Origin of the sequence: Allobosea sp. BH3 (assembly GCF_025499465.1) — a bacterium.
Classification (GTDB): Bacteria; Pseudomonadota; Alphaproteobacteria; order Rhizobiales; family Beijerinckiaceae; genus Allobosea.
Genome location: NZ_JAIMCA010000001.1, coordinates 372,917 through 391,409 on the forward strand (window position 1 = coordinate 372,917; position 18,493 = coordinate 391,409).

Consider the following 18,493-nt stretch of genomic DNA (forward strand, 5'->3'; position numbering starts at 1 on the left):
TCGTTTCCTCTTTCAACCGGCTTTTGCGATAGGCTTGCGCATATGGGTCAGCCGCCGGTCGGCCATGTCCTCATGATGCGTGATGGCGAAGCCGAGGCGCTCGTACCAGCCGATGCGCTGGGTCAGCTTCGCGTGGGTGTAGAGATGGACGGAGTCGTAGCCGAGCGCCCGCGCACGCTCATCGGCGAAGGCCATCAGCGTCGAGCCCAGCCTGCGGCCGGCCGCCTCGGGCGAAACCGCGACGCTCCAGACGGTGAAGTCGTCAGGCTCGATTTCCAGCACGAGGGCGGCCGTAAGTCCCTTGCCGTCCTCAGCCAGCCAGACCTCGTGCTCGGCGACGACCTGCACATAGTCCGCGATGCGCGGCAGCGAGGGTACGCCGATAATGCTTTCGTTCGGCGTATAGGCGGCATTCTTAAGCGAGAGGATCGCAGGAATATCGGCGAGCCCGGCCCGGCGCAGCGGCAATTCGCCCGCCATGCCGGCGATCTGGTTGAAGGCGCCGAGCGAGAGCTTCTGACGGCCCGCCTCGTCGAAATTGCCGGGCGCGAGCCAGCGGCGGAAGGCCTGGGCCCTGACCGGCCACTCGCTGTCGAGGATCGAGAACCAGGCAGTGTCGCGGTTCTCATCCTTCACCACCATGTGCTGGCGGAACAACCCCTCATACTGGAAGCCGAAGCGCCGCGCCGCCGCCTTCGAAGGCTCGTTGCGGTTGTTGCACTTCCATTCGTAACGACGATAGCCGAGCGAGAAGCCGTATTCGCCGACGAGATAGATCGCCTCCGTCGCCGCCCGCGTGCGCTGCAGGGAGGGCGAATAGGTGATCCAGCCGACCTCGAAGACGCCATGCGCCGGCCTGATCTCCATGATCCAGAGATGCCCCTTGGCCTTGCCGTCGACATTGTCGATCACGGCGAGCGGCACGATGCCGGCCTGGGAGACCATGGACTGCAGAAGCTTGCCGTATTCCTCCTTGGTCTTCGGAGGCATGGCCGGAAGCCAGTCCCAGACCGTGTCCTGCCCGGCATTGGCTTCCCAGATGTCGTCGAGATGGCGCGCGACGTCGAGCGGCTCCAGCCGGCAATATTGCCCTTCCAGCACCTTTGCGGGCGGAAATGGCGGCGCCTTCCAGTTGAGCGTCATGACTTGTCCTTACCCCGCCAGCTCGTGAAATCCTGCCTGATGTCCCAGCCGGAGCCGAGCTCGGCCGCGATCGTCTGCACCAGCGCATGGCCTTCCGCTTCCCAGGCCAGCCGGTCCACTTCGTTGGCGAAGTCCGAGGATGCCGCATCGTCCTCGTCATAGATCGCGTCGAAGGCATCCATCCAGGCTTCGAGGCGGTCTCCGACCTCGTCCGACAGCCCGAGATCCTCCGCATCGACAGCCTTGCGTCGCCCCTTCGCATCGATTTGCCAGAGGCCGCTCAGGCCAAGCCATTCCGGTGCGATGAGGAGCGCGCCGCTCACGAGCGCGCCTCCAGGTCCTTGCGGAAGAACGGGTTGAGCGGCGCCGAAGGGCCGTTGCCGGCGAAGCCCTTGAAGCTCCCCTCCTCCGCGATCAGCCGCGTCGCCTCGATGAAGGCGGCCCAGGCCGCCCGCGCCAGCGCGCCGCCGATCGAGATGCGCCGCGCGCCCGCCGCTGCGATATCGTCGACAGTGAGCCCGAAATCGCCATAGACCAGCGCATTCACCGGCCGGCCGCCGGCCGCCGCGACGATGGTGCGGATATCCTCGGCCGTCTTCGGCCCCGGCGCATAGAGCACATCGGCACCGGCGTCGGCATAGGCCTCGATCCGGCGCACCGCCTCCTTCAGCGGCTCGGGATGACCGGTCAGGAAGCACTCGGCCCGCGCCGTCAGCAGCACGCCGGAGCCCGTCTCGTCGATCGCCTTGCGGGCGGCCTTCACCCGCTCCACCGACAGTTCGAACGCATAGAGCGGATCGGCCTCGCGCCCAGTCGCATCTTCGATCGAAAGGCCCGCAACGCCCGTCGCGACGCAGAGCTTGACGTTGGCGGCAACGCCATCCGGCGTGTCGGCATAGCCGTTCTCGAAATCGGCATTGACCGGCAGATCCGGCACCGCCTTCACCATCTCGGCGATATGGGCGAGCATCATGTCGCGCGGCACGTCTTGGTCGGCCCGGCCCTCCGTGAAGGCGAAACCCGCGCTCGTCGTCGCCAGCGCCTTGAAGCCCTGCCCGCGCAGCCAGCGCGCCGAGCCGAGATCCCAGGGGTTCGGCATGACGAAGCAGCCGGCCTCATGCAGCTTGCGGAAGCTCTCGATCTGAGGGGAATAGCTCATTTTAATCGTTTCAAGGCGAGCAGAGCGGCGGACCGGCATAGTGTCGGGCCCAGGAGTGTTTGTCAGCCCCGAAGTCGCGCGCCGACTGGAAGGGGGCGATGCGCGTTGGGAATGCCATGTCCAAGCATGGGAACCGCGACGCTTTCCCTTCTCTCGGATGGGAGAAGGTGGCGCGGAGCGCCGGATGAGGGCCTGCCCTTTCCGCAGAAGGCGCAACGGCTCCGTTGCGTCTCAACGATCAGCGGCGGTCCCTCGCCCCTGCCCCTCTCCCACCCGGGAGAGGGGTCCCCGCGCGTACCCCCACGCGAGAGCGCTGGTTGCGCCGCTCAGTGGTTGTCGCGCGGCACGCCGAACTTCTTGTGGATTTTCTGGTACTTGACCGCCGGCTTGAGGACCATGCCCTCGGAGAGCTCGCCCACGATCTTGCGCTGAATCTCCTGCCAGGGCGTCTGGCTCTTGGGGTACTTGTAGCCACCGCCCGCCTTGAACGCGGCCCTGCGTTCAGCCAGTTCCTTGTCCGAGATCAGGATGTCGGCGGTCCGCTTCTTCAGGTCGATGCGCACTTTGTCGCCGGTCTTGAGCAGCGCGAGTCCGCCGCCCGTCGCCGCTTCCGGCGAGGCGTTCAGGATCGAAGGCGAGCCCGAGGTTCCGGACTGGCGCCCATCGCCGACGCAGGCGAGCGCGGTGACACCCTTCTTGATGAGGTAATCCGGCGGCCGCATGTTCACCACCTCTGCCGCGCCCGGATAGCCGATCGGCCCGACGCCGCGGATGAACAGGACGCAGTGCTCGTCGATAGCCAGCGCCGGATCGTCGATGCGGTGGTGATAATCCTCCGGCCCGTCGAAGACGATGGCGCGGCCCTCGAACGCCATCGGGTCCTTCGGGTTCTCGAGGTAGCGCTTGCGGAATTCCGGCGTGATCACGCTGGTCTTCATGATGGCCGAGTCGAACAGGTTGCCGGAAAGGTTGAGGAACCCGGCCTCCTTCTTCATCGGCTCGTCATAGCTCTTGATGACGTTGCGGTTGATCGCGAAGAAGCCCTTGCAGTTCTCTTCATGGGTGCGGCCATTGGCGGTGATCGCCGGCTTGAGCTTGCCCTTCTCGAGCAGCTCCGCGATCACGGCGGGCAGACCGCCGGCGCGGTAATAGTCCTCGCCGAGATATTCGCCAGCCGGCTGCATGTTGACCAGCAGCGGCGTGTCGTAGCCGATCTTCGTCCAGTCCTCGTTGTCGAGCGGAACGCCGATATGCTTGGCGATGGCGTTGACGTGGATCGGCGCGTTGGTCGAGCCGCCGATCGCCGAATTGATGACGATGGTGTTCTCGAACGCCTCGCGCGTCAGGATCTTCGACGGGATCAGGTTCTCCCAGACCATCTCGACGATGCGCTTGCCGGTGAGATAGGCCATCTCGTAGCGGTCGCGATAGGGGGCCGGGATCGCCGCCGCGCCCGGCAGCGTCATGCCCATGGCCTCGGCCAGTGCATTCATCGTCGAGGCCGTACCCATGGTGTTGCAGTGGCCAGCCGACGGCGCCGAGGAGGCGACGAGGTCGACGAAGCCGCGATAGTCGATCTCGCCGGCTGCCATCATCTGGCGCGCCTTCCAGACGATCGTGCCCGAGCCCGTGCGCTCGCCGCGGAAATCGCCGTTCAGCATCGGCCCGCCCGGCAGAGCGATGGCCGGGATGTCGACGGTCGCGGCGGCCATGATCTGGGCCGGGGTGGTCTTGTCGCAGCCGGTGGTCAGCACCACGCCGTCGAGCGGGTAGCCGTAGAGGATCTCGACCAGCGAGAGGTACTGCAGGTTGCGGTCGAGCGAGGCGGTCGGCCGCTTGCAGGTCTCCTGGATCGGATGGATCGGGAACTCGAAGGGCACGCCGCCCATCTCGCGGATGCCGTCGCGAATGCGCGGCGCGAGCTCAAGGTGATGGCGGTTGCAGGGCGCGATGTCGGAGCCGGTCTGGGCGATGCCGATGATAGGCCGGCCGGACTGCAGCTCCTCGCGGGAGAGGCCGAAATTCATCGTGCGCTCGATATAGAGCGCGGTCATGTCGGCATTGGCCGGATTGTCGAACCAGGCCTTCGAACGAAGTTGCTCCGGCTTGATGCGCCGGCCGGACTTCTTACCGGGGGTCTTGGCCATCCTTGCTTCCTCTCCCTGCGCCGACTTCGGAACGAGCCGACGACGCCTTCTTCTTTAAAACGATTTGACAATTATCCGGTCCCTCTCGGCGTCCCGCAAGAGGCTCAGCGGTGATAAATCATACTATTTTCATGCGCTGTCTGCATGGCTCCGCGGGCAGCGTAAGGCAGCCTGCGACTTGCGCCCGGCGCCGCTTTGCGGCCAAGACTAGCGCCAAGGCCGCTCGCCAAGCTGGCCGCTGGAAACGATAACCCGAGGCCTGTCATGACCCTCCAAGTCGTCCCCTCCTTCGCCCGCATCGGCGAGGAAAACGCCTTCGCCGTGCTGGCGCGCGCGACCGAGCTGCAGCGGCAGGGCAAGGACATCATCAATCTCGGCATCGGCCAGCCCGATTTCGCCACGCCCGACCACATCGTCGAGGCCGCCGTGAAGGCGCTGCGCGACGGGCATCACGGCTACACCCCGGCCAACGGCATCCTGCCGCTGCGAGAGGCGGTGGCGGCCGACCTTCACAAGCGCTTCAAGGTCGAGGTCTCGCCGGAGAGCGTGATGATCGTGCCGGGCGGCAAGGTCACCATGTTCATGGCGATCCTGATGTTCGGCGAGCCCGGTGCCGAGATCATGTATCCCGACCCCGGCTTCCCCATCTATCGCTCGATGATCGAATATACGGGCGCGACCCCGATCCCGGTGCCGATCCGCGAGGAGAACGGCTTCGCCTTCTCGGCCGAGGAGACGCTGTCTCTGATCACGCCGAAGACGCGGCTCCTCATCGTCAATTCGCCCGCCAACCCGACAGGCGGCGTCACGCCAAAGAGCGAGGTCGACAAGCTTGTCGCGGGCCTCGCCAATTTCCCGGACGTGGCCATCATGTCGGACGAGATCTACGACCAGATGCTCTATGACGGCGAAGAGCATGTCTGCCTGCTGACCTATCCCGAGATCCGCGACCGGCTGATCCTGCTCAACGGCTGGTCGAAGACCTATGCGATGACGGGCTGGCGCATGGGCTATTCGGTCTGGCCGAAGCCCCTCTACGACAATGCCCGCAAGCTCGCGGTGAATTCGCATTCCTGTGTCAACGCCCCGGCGCAATGGGCCGGCCTCGCTGCCCTGACCGGACCACAAGACGCGGTCGCATCGATGCTGGCCGAATTCGACCGTCGCCTGAAGGCCGTTGTGAAGGGGCTGAACGGCTTGCCCAACATCTCCTGCATTGTGCCCAAGGGAGCATTCTACGCCTTTCCGAACGTCTCGAAGACCGGCTGGAAGGCGAAGAAGCTCGCCTCGGCGCTGCTGGAGGAAGCCGGCGTCGCGACCATCGGCGGCCCCGATTTCGGGGTCCACGGCGAGGGCTATATCCGCCTCTCCTACGCCAACTCGCTGGAGAACATCGAGAAGGCGCTGGAGCGGATAAGGACCTTCCTCGAACAGGCCAAGGCCGCCTGAGCATGATCACATGCTATCTGCGCTACATCATCGACCCCTATCAGCTTCCCGCCTTCGAAGCGTATGGCAAGCTCTGGATCAGGCTCGTCGAGAAGTTCGGCGGGGAGCATCACGGCTACTTCATGCCGTCGGAAGGAACCTCCAACGTCGCACTGGCGATGTTCAGCTTTCCGTCGCTGGCAGCCTATGAGGACTACCGCAAACGCGCGGCAACCGATCCGGAATGTCAGGCAGCCATCGCGATGAACGACAAGGATCGCTTCATCGTCAGCTATGAACGCTCGTTCTTCCGGCCTGTTTTCGAGGACGACCGGGGCGTGCGTCCCCTTCCAAGAACGCTGGACGACCGCTGAATCCGGCCGGATCCGTAGCGCCAAGGCAGGACCGTATGGGCTATCTTTACCTGGCCGTCGCCATCGTCAGCGAGGTCATCGGCACCTCGGCGTTGAAGGCCTCGAACGAGTTCACGCGGCCGGTGCCGTCGCTGATCACGGTCGTGGCCTTCGCCTGCGCCTTTTATTGCCTGTCCATAACGCTGCGGACGATCCCCGTCGGCATCGCCTATGCCATCTGGTCGGGCGTCGGCATCGTGCTGATCAGCCTGATCGCGCTCGTGCTCTTCGGGCAGAAGCTCGATCTGCCTGCGGTGATCGGCATGGGGCTGATCGTCGCCGGCGTGCTCGTCATCAACCTGTTCTCCAGGTCGGCGGCGCATTGAGAAACGCCGTCACTCACGCGAGCGAAGCGTAGACCCGAGAATCTCTGGACGAGATAGCACTGGTTAGCGGGATGCTCGGGTCAAGCCCGAGCATGACGGCTCGCGCAGTTCAGCGCCGGGCGGTCGCCGTCACACCGGGATCGACCTTGAAGCTCGAGGCCTCGATTACCGCCGTGCCGATCATGGTCTTCACCGAGATGCGGACCGGCACCATCATGTCGGTGCCTGCGACCGGCGCGAGCCAGGCGGTGATGTCGCGGTTTTCGGCCATGAACTTGGTGCTTGGCCTCAGCGCCCGGTGGCCGGCGATCGGCACATAGCGCGCCTGGCAGATCGAGACCGGGCCCTTATAGCCATCGAGTTCGACCTGGCGCGTGCCGGCGCTGCTAAGCTTGATGTCGTAACGGGCAGCCCCGTCGAAGATCGGCAGCGTGCGGTTGCAGGCGGCGTCCTTGCCCTTGCCACTGACAGGCATCAGGAAGGCGCTGAGCGGGTCGAGGACATTGCGCTGGTGGCTGCCGTTGAGCGGCACACGATCCGGCTTCGCATCGATCGGCGGCTCGATATCGACGGCCGCGACATCGCCGCCGGCCAGCGCCATCCGCACGGTCCGGCTCTCGCTGGTGCTGGCGGAACTGACGGCGAAGCTCTTCGGCGTGAGCCTGCCGCCGATGAGCGTGCCAGTCGCCACGCCTGAACCACGCCCGCCTGTCACGCCGCCGACAAGCCCCGTGAGCTTGGCCGCCATGTCGAGCTTGTAGCCGCTCCCGTCGATGCCGCCGGAGAGGCTCGCCTCGCCCAGCGAGATACCCAGCAGCGAAACATCATAACGCGCATCGAGCGACGCGGCGCCCGCCGTCCCGATCAGGGAGGCTGTAAGAAAGAGACCTGCCAGAGGCGATGCGACGGCGGGTTTCATCGATCTCCTCCGGAACGGCACGACCCCGCGCCCCATACGAATTGGGGCAACAGGAATCCTGTACGAGATGCACTCTGATTCGGTCCGAATCGTGACCTGCCGACCGGCAGCACGAAGCGGTAGCGGGTCAGAGCATCGGACCGCGATCTTTACACCCCGTTAACGCTGACGCCTATGTGAATAGGCAGCGGAGTTTTCCTTGACGCGGCCGGTGGCCTTGGCTATGGAACCCCGACTTCAATTTGACTTCCGGTGCTCGCCGGCACGTCGCGTGTCGGTTTTTTTGTTTGAGCCAGCCGGGGACGCAAGGAACGATTGCCATGGCCCGCCGTTGCGAACTGACCGGGAAAGCCACCCAGACCGGCCACCTCGTCAGCCACTCGAACCGCAAGACGAAGACCGTCTTCCGCCCGAACCTCGTGAACGTCACGCTGCAGTCGGACGCGCTGGGCCGTTCGGTGCGCCTGCGCGTTTCGGCCAACGCCCTGCGTTCGGTCGAGCATCGCGGCGGCCTCGACGCCTTCCTGCTCAAGGCTGCGGCCGGCGACCTCTCGGTCGGCGCGCTCACGCTGAAGCGCGACCTCGAGAAGAAGCTCGCCGCCAACTGAGCGGGCTGCCCTTCCGGGACTGAACGGAGCGGCCGCAAGGCCGCTTTTTTCGTTTGCGGATCAAGGCGTCATTCTCGGGCGAAGCGCAGCGTAGACCCGAGAATCTCGGGACGAGAATGCACTGGTTTCCGAGATGCTCGGGTCAAGCCCGAGCATGACGCCCCTCACAGCAACTCGAATTCCAGCAGCAGTGTCCGCTGCAGGAACGAGAAATTGTCATCGGAGATCAGGGTCAGGATCGTGCGTCCTTGCTCCAGGTGAACTGACAACCCCTCCATATTATCGATCTCGCTGCCGAGATCGGCCTCGATCAGAGAGGGGCCGTCGAGAACCGCGCCCGGCCTGAGATCGCGCCCGGCGATTCGGCGAATGCGCATGCCGACGCCGCGCAGGGGCTTGTACCAGCGTTCCAGCAGCAGCATGTCGCCCGAAGGCAGGAAGGCGAGATCGGTGATGTCGTAGCCGTCATGGCGAGCGACATTGAACAGCCCTAGCTGGGGGCCGGTCAGGATGAAGCCGAGCGTCGGCTCGTTTTCTTCGCCGGAACGTTCCGCGACCGCGACGAGTGCGCCCTTGAGCGGACCGACCGGTACGACGCTAAGCGCTTCCAGCCCGCGATTGCGCGGCAGGCGCTTCGCCTCGTGCGGCACCGGCACCGGTCGCGCCCGCGCATTCATCCCCTGGGCGGCCCAGTCGAAGCGCACGACCTCGTGCCTGCGCTCAATCCCGACATAGGCGATGCCATCGACGATGCAGAGGCTTTCGGTGTCGTAGAGCCCCGAGCGCGCCAGCGGGCGCCCCGAGGCCCCGAGGAGCGCCCCCATCTCGACCTCTTCGAGAGCGGCCGGCCGGCCGCCTTGCCGTGCGAGCCTGCCCGTCAGCCAGTCGCCACGGTCGCTGACCGCCACGATGTCGCCACCCGAGCGCGCGAGCCCGGAGAAGCCACCAAAGCGCGGATGGTTCGACGAGAGGACCAGCCCGCCCTGGAACTGAAGCGCGCCGAAGCGGCGCTTCTCCGGGCTGCGCGGCTCGAAGGCTGTGATGGGCCGCGCCGAAACCGATACAGGATAGCGGGTCTGCTCGACCGCAGCCGCGTCTCGCGGGAACGCGAGAGCGCCTAGACCGGCGAGGGCAGCGCGGCGCGTGAGGCGCATCAGTGCAGGCGGCGCGAGGCGGCCCCCCCGGCAGCAGCCCCGTCCTCCTCGAACAGTTCCGCCAGCTTCTCGGTCATCACGCCGCCGAGTTCTTCCGCATCCACGATGGTGACGGCGCGGCGATAATAGCGCGTCACGTCGTGACCGATGCCGATGGCGATGAGCTCGACCGGCGAGCGCGTCTCGATCTCGGCGATGATGTGCCGCAGATGCCGCTCGAGGTAATTGCCGGCATTGACCGAAAGCGTCGAATCGTCGACCGGCGCGCCGTCGGAGATCACCATCAGGATCTTGCGCTGCTCGGGCCGCCCCAGCAGGCGCTTATGCGCCCAGTCCAGCGCCTCGCCGTCGATGTTCTCCTTGAGCAGCCCTTCGCGCATCATCAGCCCGAGATTCTTTCGTGCCCGCCGCCAGGGCGCGTCGGCCGACTTGTAGATGATGTGGCGCAGGTCGTTGAGGCGGCCGGGATTGACCGGCTTGCCGGATTGCAGCCAGGACTCGCGCGCCAGCCCACCCTTCCAGGCACGGGTGGTGAAGCCCAGGAGCTCGACCTTGACGCCGCAGCGCTCCAGCGTCCGGGCCAGGATATCGGCGCAGGTAGCGGCGACTGTGATCGGCCTTCCGCGCATCGAGCCCGAATTGTCGATCAGCAGCGTCACCACCGTATCGCGGAAGTTCACATCCGATTCCTGCCGGAAGGACAGCGGCTGGTACGGGTCTATGATGACGCGGGTCAGGCGGGCGGGGTCGAGCGCCCCCTCCTCCAGGTCGAACTGCCAGGAGCGGTTCTGCTGAGCCATCAGCCGCCGTTGCAGCCGGTTGGCGAGACGCGCGACGACGCCCTGCAAATTCGCGAGCTGCTTGTCGAGATAGGCGCGCAGCCGGGTCAGCTCCTCGGCGTCGCAAAGCTCCTCGGCTGTGACGATCTCGTCGAACTTGGTCGTATAGGCCTTGTAGTCGGTCTGCGGACGCTCGTTGCCGCGGCCCTCGCGCGGGCGCGGCGCCTCGCCGGCCTCTTCCGATTCGGAGCTTTCGTCTTCCTCGTCCCAGTCGCCGGCCGGAGCGTCGCTGGCCTCGGAGGCGCCCTCCTGCAGCTCCTCGGTCGCATCCTCGCTGACTTCGACCTCGGAGCGGTCCGAACCGCTCTCCTGCTCGGCCTCGCCTTCCTGCTGCTGCTGATCCTCGGAGGACTGGTCCTGATTGTCCTCGTCCTCGTCGGATTCGTCGCCCTGCGCGGACTGGTCGGCCATGTCGAGCGCGGCCAGCAGGTCGCGCACGGTGCGAGCAAATCCACGCTGGTCCTCGATCGTCTTCGACAACCGGTCGAGATCGTCGCCGGCCTTGGCCTCGATCTGCTCGCGCCAGAGTTCGACGATCTTCTCGGCAGCCTTGGGCGGCCTCAGGCCTGTCAGGCGCTCGCGCACCATCAGCGCCAGCGCATCCTCCAGCGGCGCGTCGGCGCGGTCGGTGATCTCTTCATAGCGCCCGCCGCGATGGTAGCGGTCCTCCAGCATCGCGGTGATGTTGCCCGCCATGCCGGACATCCGCCGCGAGCCGATCGATTCGACGCGCGCCTGCTCGACGGCGTCAAAGACGGCCCGCGCCGCGTCGCCCTCGGGCGCCGCGCGGCGATGGATCGTCGCGTCGTGGCAGGCAAGGCGCAGAGCCATCGAATCGGCATGGCCACGCAGGATCGCGACATCGCCGGCCGCAAGCTTGCGCGGCGGCTCGGGCAGGCGCGCCCGCTCGCCGACCAGCGAGGGCTTGTCGGCGGCGAAGACGATTTCCATTTCGGGCTTGCGCGCGATCGCCTTCATGGCGCCCGAGATCGCCCGCTTCAGCGGCTCGGCCGGGGCTTCCTTCGGCGTTCCGGGCTTGCGGTTGGAGATGCTCATAGCGCCTTCGTGAAGTAGTGCATCGTTTCACCCGCCACCGGATAGTCCTCCATCCGGCCGCATTCGCGGTAGCCGAGGCGCGGGTAGAACTCCGGCGCCTGGATGCTCATCGTCCCGAGATAGACGCCCTTGGCGCCGTGCTCCCGGGCCTCCTGCTCGGCCCTCGCCACGAGCGCCTCGCCGAAGCCGGCGCCGCGATGGGCAGCGTCGATCCAGAGCAGGTCGACATAGAGCCACTCCCATTTCAGCTCGCCGACGAGACCGCCGACGATCCTGCCGTCGTCGTCACGCAGGCTGATCGCGAGCGGCTTGGTGTTGCGCGGACCGACCTTCGCCTCGTTATGCGCGCTCAGGCCACGCAGAACCGCAGCGCGCGTCTCGTCCTGCCCGGGCTCGACCGCGATCGCAACCATCACCGCTCCTAGCGCGACCGTCCGTCGAAGGTGCCGGGAGAAAGCTCCGTCGGCTCGACGCCCTCGAGGCAGCGCACATTGACCGCGACCATCGGCGTGCCGTCCGGGCCATTGGCCTTGGCGAAGGCCTCGATCCCGCAGGTCTCACAGAACAGATGCTGGATCTTCTGCGTGTGGAAGCGGTACTCGGTCAGCGCGTCCTCGCCCTTGGTCAGCGAGAAGACGGCGGCGGGCGAGAAGGTCAGGATGGAGCCGCGGCGCTGGCAATAGGAGCAGTTGCACGTCATCGTGCGCCCGAGATCGGCCTCGACCTCGAACGCGACCCGCCCGCAATGGCAACTGCCCTCGTAGCGCGCCATGGCCCGCCTTCCCGTCAGCTCAGAACGACATTCGCCGCGCTCTCCGGCAACTCCTTGCCGAAGGAGCGCTGGAAGAACTCGGCCACCAGCGTGCGCTCCATCTCGTCGCACTTGTTCAGGAAGGTGACGCGGAAGGCGAAGCCGATATCGCCGAAGATCGCCGCGTTCTCGGCCCAGGTGATGACCGTGCGCGGGCTCATCACGGTCGAGAGGTCGCCATTCATGAAGGCGTTGCGGGTGAGATCGGCGACGCGGACCATCTTGTTGACGATGTCCTTGCCGTCCGGCGCCTTCTGGTAGTGCTTCGACTTGGCGAGAACGATCTCGACCTCGTTGTCGTGCGGCAGGTAGTTCAGCGTGGTGACGATCGACCAGCGATCCATCTGACCCTGATTGATCTGCTGCGTGCCGTGATAGAGGCCAGAGGTGTCGCCGAGGCCGACCGTGTTGGCGGTGGCGAACATGCGGAAGGCGGGGTGCGGGCGGATGACGCGCTTCTGGTCGAGGAGCGTCAGCTTGCCGGACTGCTCGAGCACGCGCTGGATCACGAACATCACGTCCGGGCGGCCGGCATCATATTCGTCGAAGACGAGCGCGATGTTGTTCTGCAGCGCCCAGGGCAGGATGCCATCCTGGAACTCGGTGACCTGCTTGCCTTCCTTGAGCACGATCGCATCCTTGCCGACGAGATCGAGGCGCGAGACGTGGCTGTCGAGGTTGACGCGGACACAGGGCCAGTTCAGCCGGGCCGCTACCTGCTCGATATGGGTCGACTTGCCGGTGCCGTGATAGCCCGAGATCATGACGCGGCGGTTATGCGCGAAGCCGGCGAGGATCGCGAGCGTCGTGTCGCGGTCGAAGCGGTAGTCCGGATCGAGATCCGGCACATGCGGATCGGTCGCGGAATAGGCCGGCACCTCGAGGTCCGAATCGATCCCGAAGGTCTGCCGCACCGAAAGCTTCATGTCGGGCAGGCCGGGCACGTTCGTCGTCGTCATCATCGTGTCTCCAGGCACGGGGCCATAAACGGCATTCTGCCGTTGCCCAGAGCCGACCAGGGAGGGAGGCGGATCGTCCCTCATTAGATCGAAAGGGCGGATGCGGCAATTCGCAAAGCTGCACCCTGGCCCACGCAAAGGGCATGCCGGCTCAGTGTCCCCCGCGCCTCACGCCCGTCTGCCGAGAAGGTCCCGCACCATTGCGGCGGCATTGCGCGCGCCGTCCAGCGCGAGGCCCGGGGCTGAGGGAATCCGTCCGATCGAGGCCGCGACCGCCGCCGTGAGCGCGACCGGCGTCACGGCTTGCGAACCCGAGAGCCGCAGGCAGAGCGCGAGCCCGGACTGCTCCATCGCCTCCGCGCGGATGGCCTGCTCGGTTTCGTTCCCGTCATCGAACGGCACCACGATGGCCGGCCGGCCGGCAGCGACGAGATCGAGCACCGTATTATAGCCGGCCTGGCTGATCGAGAGCGCGCAGCCTGCCAGCAGTGCCGGGAAATCCGGCCTGGCTCGCTCGACCGCGACATGGGCAGGCGCATCGGCCACCAGCCTCTGGAAGGCATTTTCCGCCACGCCGCGCCCGACGAGGATGCGCCAGCGCCAATCGACCGAGCCGAGGCGGGCCGCCGCGATAGCGACCCTGAAAAGCGGCAACGCCGCCGCAGAGCCACCACCGGATACGAAGATCTCTCCATTCTCGACAGCAGCACCAGGAGCCGATGTTTCCGCCAGATAGCCTGTATAGCGAAGCTTGGCCGCGAGCCCCTCCTCCACTGGCCATGAACGGTCAAGCGGCAGGAAGCTCTCATCGCCATGCACCAGAACGGCGTCGAACAGGCGCGCGATCCGCTCGTTCGCTTCAACGATGCGGCGGGGGCGCGGCCTCACCAACACGTCCCGCACCGAGGACAGCACCAGCGCCTTCGGATTAGCCGCCTTTGCCGCGGCGATCAGCGCCAGGAACTCGCCCGCCATCTGCCGGCGCCCGAAGGGAAAATGCTCGGTGACGACGACATCGGGCTTCAACTCCGCCGCCAACGCCTCCAGCAGCGCAATGCGCTCGGCCATGCGCTCGGCCGTGGCGGGCTGCCCGTGCTCGTCGAGCAAGTTGCGGAAATCGACGCCCTCCGTCCTCACCGGCGGCAACTGGACGAAAGCGAAGGGCTCGCGGTCCATCGCCCTCAACGGCATGCCACCGCTCACCAACGTTACCGAAAAGCCGTCCGCCGCCAGCGCCCGCGCGAGATTGGCGGCCCGCACCAGATGGCCGGAGCCGAGCAAATGCGTCACCGCGATGAGCGCGCGCCTGCTCATGCCGCCCCACCGCCGGCCGAGGCTCGTAACAATGCGGCGATGCGGTCCAGCCCGGCGGCGGCCGAGAAGGAGGCGTTGAGCCGTTCGAAGGCAGCTTTGCCGAGCGCGGCCCGCCTCTCCGGCGAGCGCGCGAGCTCCGCCAGCGCGGCAGCAAGCGCATCGGGATCGCCCGGCGGCACCAACAGCCCCTCGACACCCGGGCGCACGAATTCGGGAATGCCGGCGAAATCGGTCGCGACGATGGGCAGGCCCTGGCTCGCCGCCTCCATCACCACATTGGGCAAACCGTCGCGGTCGCCATTGCCGGCCTGCTTCGAGGGCAGCACGAAGAGATCAGCGTCCCGGAGCGCGGCAACGACATCGTCCTGCGCCTTCGGCCCGGCCCAGACGACCCGGTCGGAGAGGCCGAGCGCCTGCGCGCTCTCCTGAAGCGCCTTCAGCATCTCGCCGCCGCCGATATGGGTCAGCCGCCAATGCGAGTTGCAGGGCAGCCGCGACAGGGCCTCCAGCAGGTCGTCGAAGCCTTTCTTCGCCACCGCCCTCCCGATGGTGACGAAGCGCACCGGGTCAGCCGGATCGGAACCGTCCCGCAACGAGCGCGGGCCAGGCGCCGGAAAGCGCGCGAGGTCGAGCCCGTGATAGACCAGCGCCACCTGGCCCGGCCGGTCCGACAGCCGCTCGAGCTCGCGATGCCCGTCCACGGTGCAGGTCACGCCCCAGGCAGCATCAGCGATCTTCTCGCGCCGCTCCCAATCCGGCGTCGTCCAGATGTCCTTGGCATGAGCTGAAAACGACCAGCTCAGGCCCCGCAACAGCGCGGCATAGCGGATGACCGAGGCCGGCGTGTGCAGGTAGTGGACATGCAGATGCCCAATGTCCCGCGGCAATTCGCGCGCCAACACGCAGGCCTGGCCCAGGCGCCGCAAGCGGTTGCGCGTGCGGTCGCGGACGAGATCTCGCAGGAAGACCGGCAGCAGCCTGGCGATGCCCGGCTTCGCCAGCGCCGCAAGCATACCGCGCCACACCCGCCCCGGCTCGTCCCGCAGATATTCCGGGAGGTAGCGCAACGGCGCGGTGATCTGCCCATGCATCAGATGCCTCGCGCCATCCGTCGGGTGTCGCAGCGACCAAATCTCGAAGGAAAGCCCGCGCTGCTGCAACCCGAGCAGCTCCTGCGCGATGAAGGTCTCCGACAGGCGCGGATAGCCCTTCATCGCCACGGCGATGCGCGGCTGGGGCTTGTCGCTCATCGACGGCCGATCAGCATGAAGCGCGTATAGTTCTTCGTCGGCCGCGCCCCGGTGAACCAGACCTCCGAAAGCCCGGCCTGCTCGCGAAAGGCATCGAGCGAGGGCACGCAGCTGCGGTGGTCAGGCTCACGGAAATAGTCGTTCGACTGTAACACCAGCGGCAGCCCCTTGGGCAGCGTCGCGACCCATCCCGGAACATCGTCGAGGTGCTCGCAGCTCGTATTGATGACGAGCCCCGGCGCGGGCGACTGCGCAGCGAAATCCAGCGCCATCATGTCGGCGGTCATCGCGCGGAAGCGCCCGGCTGCGACATGGCGATGATTCAGCGTCTCCGCGACCGACGCGCAGGTAGCGTCGATATCGAGGCTCACAACCTCGGAAATCGACAGGCGCGGATCGTCGAGCAGCAGCGCCCCGAGCACGCCATACCAGGCGCCGAGCACCCAGACCGGGCCCCCCGGCTTCGGAAAGCTCTCGGCCAGCGCCTCGACCAGCCATTGCTTCGAGGCGATCTGCTTGTGGTTGCAGGCGATCGAGAGGTCCGGCGGCGCGCCCTTGCCGTAAAGGCGCGCCACATCGGCGACGATGCGGTTGCCCGAGAGCGTCGCCATACCGCGCAGCAGGTCGTGGAAGGACTCGATCGGCGGCTCGGGCGTCATGGTTCCGTGGCGGTCGGCAAAAAACTCGCGGACCATAGGCAGCGTCGCGGCCAAAGGCCAGCCTCACGCACCACCCTCGGGCTTCGGCTGCTCGGCCTGCGCCTCGGGCGGCACCGGGGCCGGCATCGCCGCCATCGCCGCATCCTCGCGCTTGCGCCGCGCCAGTTCGGGCGCGCTGGCAAACCCGAAAGCGGCCAGCGGCTTCTCGCGCCCTTTGATCGCGATCTTGAGCGCCGTCGTCCCGGCATAGCTGCGGCCTGTGGTTCGGATCGTGTCCTCGGAGACCACGACATCGGCCAGCACCCGCCGAGTCGCCGATTCGAGCTGGCTCGCGATCATCACGGTCTCGCCCACCGTGATCTCGCGCCGTCCGAGATTGTCGTTCTCCACCGCCCCGGTAATCGCCTCGCCAGTATGGATGCCGATGCCGATCCTGAGCGGTAGCGGTAGCGCCGGGCCGAATTCGCGGTTGAGCGCCTCGACCGCCCGTACGATGTCGGCAGCCGCGCTGATCGCCGCCTGCGCTCCGCGCGCCTGCGGCCCCTCCAGGCCGAACACCGCCATGAAGCCGTCGCCGTAGAAGGCGTCGATGCGCCCGTCATGCGCCGCGATCGCCTGGCCCATCTCGTCGAAGAAGCGGTTGATCAGCCCGATCAGTTCGCGGGGCAACTGCCGCGATGAAAGCGCAGAGAAGGCCCGCAGGTCGGCGATCAACACCGTCAGGCCCCGCTTGCCAATAGCCTCGTCCGGCTCGAAGCTCTGCACGCCGCCGGCCCTCAGCCGCGAGGCCAGCAGGATCTGCACCTGCACGTCGTCGCGCGGCCGGATCTGGCAGGCCAGCCGGACACCTTCCGGTGCCGAAATCCGCTTCAGCAGCCTCGCCTCGTTCATGCCCGGCGGCGCCAGCTTGTCGTTGCCGTCCATCACCAGGACGCGGCAGGTGGCGCAACGCGCCCGGCCGCCGCAGAGTGCGGCGTGGGGAATGCCGAAGCGCCGGAACATTTCCAGCACTGTCGGGCCCGGCGCGAGCCGCCGCGTGCCATGGCCGACGAAGCGCACCGTGATCTGACGTGTCGTCCGCACGCGCACCTCACGGATGCCGATGAAGAGCAGAAAGGCTCCGACCAACCCGTAGAAAGCGCCTTTCGCCGCCATCACGTCCCGGTCGAACATCAGGTTCTGCGCCTCGCTGGCGACTTCCGGCGGCATCCCCATGCGCTGAGCCTCGCGGGAGGCGACCGCAAAGCCGATCAGCGCGAGCAGCGGGATCAGCACGGCGGCCAGCAGGAACGGATCGCGCCAGTGGCGATAGCTGTCCCGGGAGCGCAGCATGAAGTGGATGCCGAGGATGCCGTGGCTCCAGACAAGCAGCAGGAGCAGCGATTGCATCAGCGCCCGGTTGGGCCAGAGCCGGAGCAGCACGGCGCGATAGCTCTCGTCCAGGCCAAAATACATCCCCAGCACCCGCGTGGCGATGATGTGGTCGACGAGCAGAAGCGGGATGGCGAGGCCGATCGCAATCTGAAGCATCTCGCGCAGCGGCATCTTGAAGGTGCGACGCTGCGCCACGCGCAGCAGTGCGAAGATCGGGTGGATGATGAGAGCGCCGTACAGCACGATCGTGCCCGGCCGCGAATGCCAGACGTTGTAGCGCCAGTTCTGGACGCTCTCCATCGCCTCGACGCCGAAGATGCCGACGGCATGGTTCAGGAAATGGGTCGTGGCGAAGATCAGCAGGATCACGCCGGAGATGAGGCGGACGTCGCGACTCCACGACGAGACCTGCTCCATCCCTGAGGCCATCCCCGCGCGCCTGGCGCCGGTCGTCTGGAGGCTCATGCGCGTCCCGGCTTCATGAGAACGCTTCCTCTTCGTGCAGCACCGTGCTGACCAGGCGGTAGAGGCGGCCGGCCAGGTCGCGGCAGACGGCGAGGCCGAATTCCGGTACGGTATGAAGCAGCTCGAAGAACAGGTCCTTCGGAATCCGCAGCGCCGACACCGGGCTCTTGGCCTTGACGTCGCCGAGGAAGCGATGGCCGCTCAGCAGCGAGACGTCGCCGATGATGCTGCCGCTCTCCTTCTGGAAGCGCAGCAGCTCGCTGCCGCGCTGGCGGGAGAATTCCACATCGCCGCTCAGTATGACAAAGACGCCCTCTGACCCGTCCGACTCGCTGATTATGGTCTCGCCCGGCTCGAAATGCAGCCTCTCGCCCATCAGGGCCACGAGCTTCAGCCGTGGCGCCGGCATGCCCTGGAACAAGGGAAGGGACTTCAGACAGACCAGATCGGTCTCGAGAGTCATGTCATG

At 66.6% G+C, this 18,493-nt stretch carries 19 protein-coding genes; 4 read left to right on the forward strand and 15 right to left on the reverse strand.

The window, feature by feature from the left end; genetic code table 11:
- Nucleotides 1-12 precede the first annotated feature (12 nt).
- From BoBH3_RS01780 to BoBH3_RS01795, 4 genes are all read right to left on the reverse strand, one after another.
- Nucleotides 13-1,143, reverse strand: coding sequence for a GNAT family N-acetyltransferase (locus tag BoBH3_RS01780; protein ID WP_262329037.1), 1,131 nt, complete (start codon nt 1,141-1,143; stop codon nt 13-15).
- A complete protein-coding gene (locus BoBH3_RS01785; protein ID WP_262329038.1) occupies nt 1,140-1,466 on the reverse strand; it encodes a hypothetical protein in 327 nt (108 codons plus the stop codon). The genes BoBH3_RS01780 and BoBH3_RS01785 overlap by 4 nt, the downstream gene beginning before the upstream one ends.
- Complete coding sequence (locus tag BoBH3_RS01790; protein WP_262329039.1) at nt 1,463-2,302, reverse strand: isocitrate lyase/PEP mutase family protein; 840 nt, start codon at nt 2,300-2,302, stop codon at nt 1,463-1,465. The genes BoBH3_RS01785 and BoBH3_RS01790 overlap by 4 nt, the downstream gene beginning before the upstream one ends.
- A 326-nt stretch (nt 2,303-2,628) precedes the next feature.
- On the reverse strand, nt 2,629-4,449 hold the full coding sequence (locus BoBH3_RS01795; protein ID WP_262329040.1) for an IlvD/Edd family dehydratase: 1,821 nt from the start codon (nt 4,447-4,449) through the stop codon (nt 2,629-2,631).
- Nucleotides 4,450-4,713: 264 nt separating this feature from the next.
- Between BoBH3_RS01795 and BoBH3_RS01800 the strand changes: the two genes are divergently transcribed.
- From BoBH3_RS01800 to BoBH3_RS01810, 3 genes are read left to right on the forward strand one after another with little or no spacing between them, the layout of a single operon-like run.
- Nucleotides 4,714-5,898, forward strand: coding sequence for a pyridoxal phosphate-dependent aminotransferase (locus BoBH3_RS01800; RefSeq protein WP_262329041.1), 1,185 nt, complete (start codon nt 4,714-4,716; stop codon nt 5,896-5,898).
- A gap of 2 nt (nt 5,899-5,900) precedes the next feature.
- Nucleotides 5,901-6,251: an NIPSNAP family protein gene (locus BoBH3_RS01805; RefSeq protein WP_262329042.1), complete on the forward strand. Its 351-nt coding sequence runs from the start codon at nt 5,901-5,903 to the stop codon at nt 6,249-6,251.
- A 35-nt stretch (nt 6,252-6,286) separates the two neighbouring features.
- Nucleotides 6,287-6,616 (forward strand): SMR family transporter, encoded by a 330-nt coding sequence (locus tag BoBH3_RS01810; protein ID WP_262329043.1) that lies wholly within the window; start codon nt 6,287-6,289, stop codon nt 6,614-6,616.
- A 109-nt stretch (nt 6,617-6,725) separates the two neighbouring features.
- Here the strand turns inward: BoBH3_RS01810 and BoBH3_RS01815 are convergent, their stop codons facing one another.
- Complete coding sequence (locus BoBH3_RS01815; protein WP_262329044.1) at nt 6,726-7,535, reverse strand: DUF3108 domain-containing protein; 810 nt, start codon at nt 7,533-7,535, stop codon at nt 6,726-6,728.
- A 320-nt stretch (nt 7,536-7,855) separates the two neighbouring features.
- On the opposite strand from BoBH3_RS01815, the gene rpmB reads away from it, so the two are divergent.
- Nucleotides 7,856-8,143 (forward strand): 50S ribosomal protein L28, encoded by a 288-nt coding sequence (gene rpmB, locus BoBH3_RS01820; protein WP_262329045.1) that lies wholly within the window; start codon nt 7,856-7,858, stop codon nt 8,141-8,143.
- 164 nt (nt 8,144-8,307) lie between these two features.
- Here rpmB and BoBH3_RS01825 read toward each other — a convergent pair whose 3' ends face one another.
- The 10 genes from BoBH3_RS01825 to BoBH3_RS01870 all read right to left on the reverse strand — a co-directional run bounded on the left by BoBH3_RS01825 (nt 8,308) and on the right by BoBH3_RS01870 (nt 18,487).
- Nucleotides 8,308-9,297 (reverse strand): esterase-like activity of phytase family protein, encoded by a 990-nt coding sequence (locus BoBH3_RS01825; RefSeq protein WP_262329046.1) that lies wholly within the window; start codon nt 9,295-9,297, stop codon nt 8,308-8,310.
- Complete coding sequence (gene cobT, locus BoBH3_RS01830) at nt 9,297-11,192, reverse strand: cobaltochelatase subunit CobT (RefSeq protein ID WP_262329047.1); 1,896 nt, start codon at nt 11,190-11,192, stop codon at nt 9,297-9,299. Before cobT ends, BoBH3_RS01825 begins: the two co-directional genes overlap by 1 nt.
- Nucleotides 11,189-11,605 carry a GNAT family N-acetyltransferase gene (locus BoBH3_RS01835; RefSeq protein ID WP_262329048.1) on the reverse strand — a complete coding sequence of 139 codons (417 nt, stop codon included), beginning with the start codon at nt 11,603-11,605 and terminating at the stop codon, nt 11,189-11,191. Before BoBH3_RS01835 ends, cobT begins: the two co-directional genes overlap by 4 nt.
- An 8-nt stretch (nt 11,606-11,613) precedes the next feature.
- Nucleotides 11,614-11,964, reverse strand: coding sequence for a GFA family protein (locus BoBH3_RS01840; protein WP_262329049.1), 351 nt, complete (start codon nt 11,962-11,964; stop codon nt 11,614-11,616).
- 14 nt (nt 11,965-11,978) lie between these two features.
- Nucleotides 11,979-12,965: a cobaltochelatase subunit CobS gene (gene cobS / locus BoBH3_RS01845; protein WP_410050537.1), complete on the reverse strand. Its 987-nt coding sequence runs from the start codon at nt 12,963-12,965 to the stop codon at nt 11,979-11,981.
- A 165-nt stretch (nt 12,966-13,130) separates the two neighbouring features.
- Nucleotides 13,131-14,276, reverse strand: a complete 1,146-nt coding sequence (locus tag BoBH3_RS01850; RefSeq protein ID WP_262329051.1) for a glycosyltransferase family protein — start codon at nt 14,274-14,276, stop codon at nt 13,131-13,133.
- On the reverse strand, nt 14,273-15,526 hold the full coding sequence (locus tag BoBH3_RS01855; protein WP_262329052.1) for a glycosyltransferase family 4 protein: 1,254 nt from the start codon (nt 15,524-15,526) through the stop codon (nt 14,273-14,275). Before BoBH3_RS01855 ends, BoBH3_RS01850 begins: the two co-directional genes overlap by 4 nt.
- On the reverse strand, nt 15,523-16,185 hold the full coding sequence (locus BoBH3_RS01860; protein ID WP_262329053.1) for a class I SAM-dependent methyltransferase: 663 nt from the start codon (nt 16,183-16,185) through the stop codon (nt 15,523-15,525). The genes BoBH3_RS01855 and BoBH3_RS01860 overlap by 4 nt, the downstream gene beginning before the upstream one ends.
- 63 nt (nt 16,186-16,248) lie before the next feature.
- Entirely contained in the window at nt 16,249-18,024 is a 1,776-nt protein-coding gene (locus BoBH3_RS01865) for an adenylate/guanylate cyclase domain-containing protein (protein ID WP_262329054.1), read from the reverse strand.
- Between the two features lie 13 nt (nt 18,025-18,037).
- The gene (locus tag BoBH3_RS01870) at nt 18,038-18,487 is read right to left on the reverse strand and encodes a Crp/Fnr family transcriptional regulator (RefSeq protein ID WP_262329055.1); all 450 of its coding nucleotides are present in this window, start codon (nt 18,485-18,487) and stop codon (nt 18,038-18,040) included.
- Between the last annotated feature and the right edge of the window lie 6 nt (nt 18,488-18,493).

Excerpts from the sequence above, each read along its gene's own strand:
- cobS (WP_410050537.1), bottom strand. The coding sequence starts at position 12,965 with ATGATGACGACGACGAACGTGCCCGGCCTGCCCGACATGAAGCTTTCG.
- BoBH3_RS01855 (WP_262329052.1), bottom strand. The coding sequence starts at position 15,526 with ATGAGCGACAAGCCCCAGCCGCGCATCGCCGTGGCGATGAAGGGCTAT.
- BoBH3_RS01780 (WP_262329037.1), bottom strand. The coding sequence starts at position 1,143 with ATGACGCTCAACTGGAAGGCGCCGCCATTTCCGCCCGCAAAGGTGCTG.
- BoBH3_RS01835 (WP_262329048.1), bottom strand. The coding sequence starts at position 11,605 with ATGGTTGCGATCGCGGTCGAGCCCGGGCAGGACGAGACGCGCGCTGCG.
- BoBH3_RS01795 (WP_262329040.1), bottom strand. The coding sequence starts at position 4,449 with ATGGCCAAGACCCCCGGTAAGAAGTCCGGCCGGCGCATCAAGCCGGAG.
- BoBH3_RS01870 (WP_262329055.1), bottom strand. The coding sequence starts at position 18,487 with ATGACTCTCGAGACCGATCTGGTCTGTCTGAAGTCCCTTCCCTTGTTC.
- BoBH3_RS01815 (WP_262329044.1), bottom strand. The coding sequence starts at position 7,535 with ATGAAACCCGCCGTCGCATCGCCTCTGGCAGGTCTCTTTCTTACAGCC.
- BoBH3_RS01805 (WP_262329042.1), top strand. The coding sequence starts at position 5,901 with ATGATCACATGCTATCTGCGCTACATCATCGACCCCTATCAGCTTCCC.
- rpmB (WP_262329045.1), top strand. The coding sequence starts at position 7,856 with ATGGCCCGCCGTTGCGAACTGACCGGGAAAGCCACCCAGACCGGCCAC.
- BoBH3_RS01790 (WP_262329039.1), bottom strand. The coding sequence starts at position 2,302 with ATGAGCTATTCCCCTCAGATCGAGAGCTTCCGCAAGCTGCATGAGGCC.
- BoBH3_RS01825 (WP_262329046.1), bottom strand. The coding sequence starts at position 9,297 with ATGCGCCTCACGCGCCGCGCTGCCCTCGCCGGTCTAGGCGCTCTCGCG.
- BoBH3_RS01840 (WP_262329049.1), bottom strand. The coding sequence starts at position 11,964 with ATGGCGCGCTACGAGGGCAGTTGCCATTGCGGGCGGGTCGCGTTCGAG.
- BoBH3_RS01850 (WP_262329051.1), bottom strand. The coding sequence starts at position 14,276 with ATGAGCAGGCGCGCGCTCATCGCGGTGACGCATTTGCTCGGCTCCGGC.
- BoBH3_RS01810 (WP_262329043.1), top strand. The coding sequence starts at position 6,287 with ATGGGCTATCTTTACCTGGCCGTCGCCATCGTCAGCGAGGTCATCGGC.
- BoBH3_RS01865 (WP_262329054.1), bottom strand. The coding sequence starts at position 18,024 with ATGAGCCTCCAGACGACCGGCGCCAGGCGCGCGGGGATGGCCTCAGGG.
- cobT (WP_262329047.1), bottom strand. The coding sequence starts at position 11,192 with ATGAGCATCTCCAACCGCAAGCCCGGAACGCCGAAGGAAGCCCCGGCC.
- BoBH3_RS01860 (WP_262329053.1), bottom strand. The coding sequence starts at position 16,185 with ATGACGCCCGAGCCGCCGATCGAGTCCTTCCACGACCTGCTGCGCGGT.
- BoBH3_RS01800 (WP_262329041.1), top strand. The coding sequence starts at position 4,714 with ATGACCCTCCAAGTCGTCCCCTCCTTCGCCCGCATCGGCGAGGAAAAC.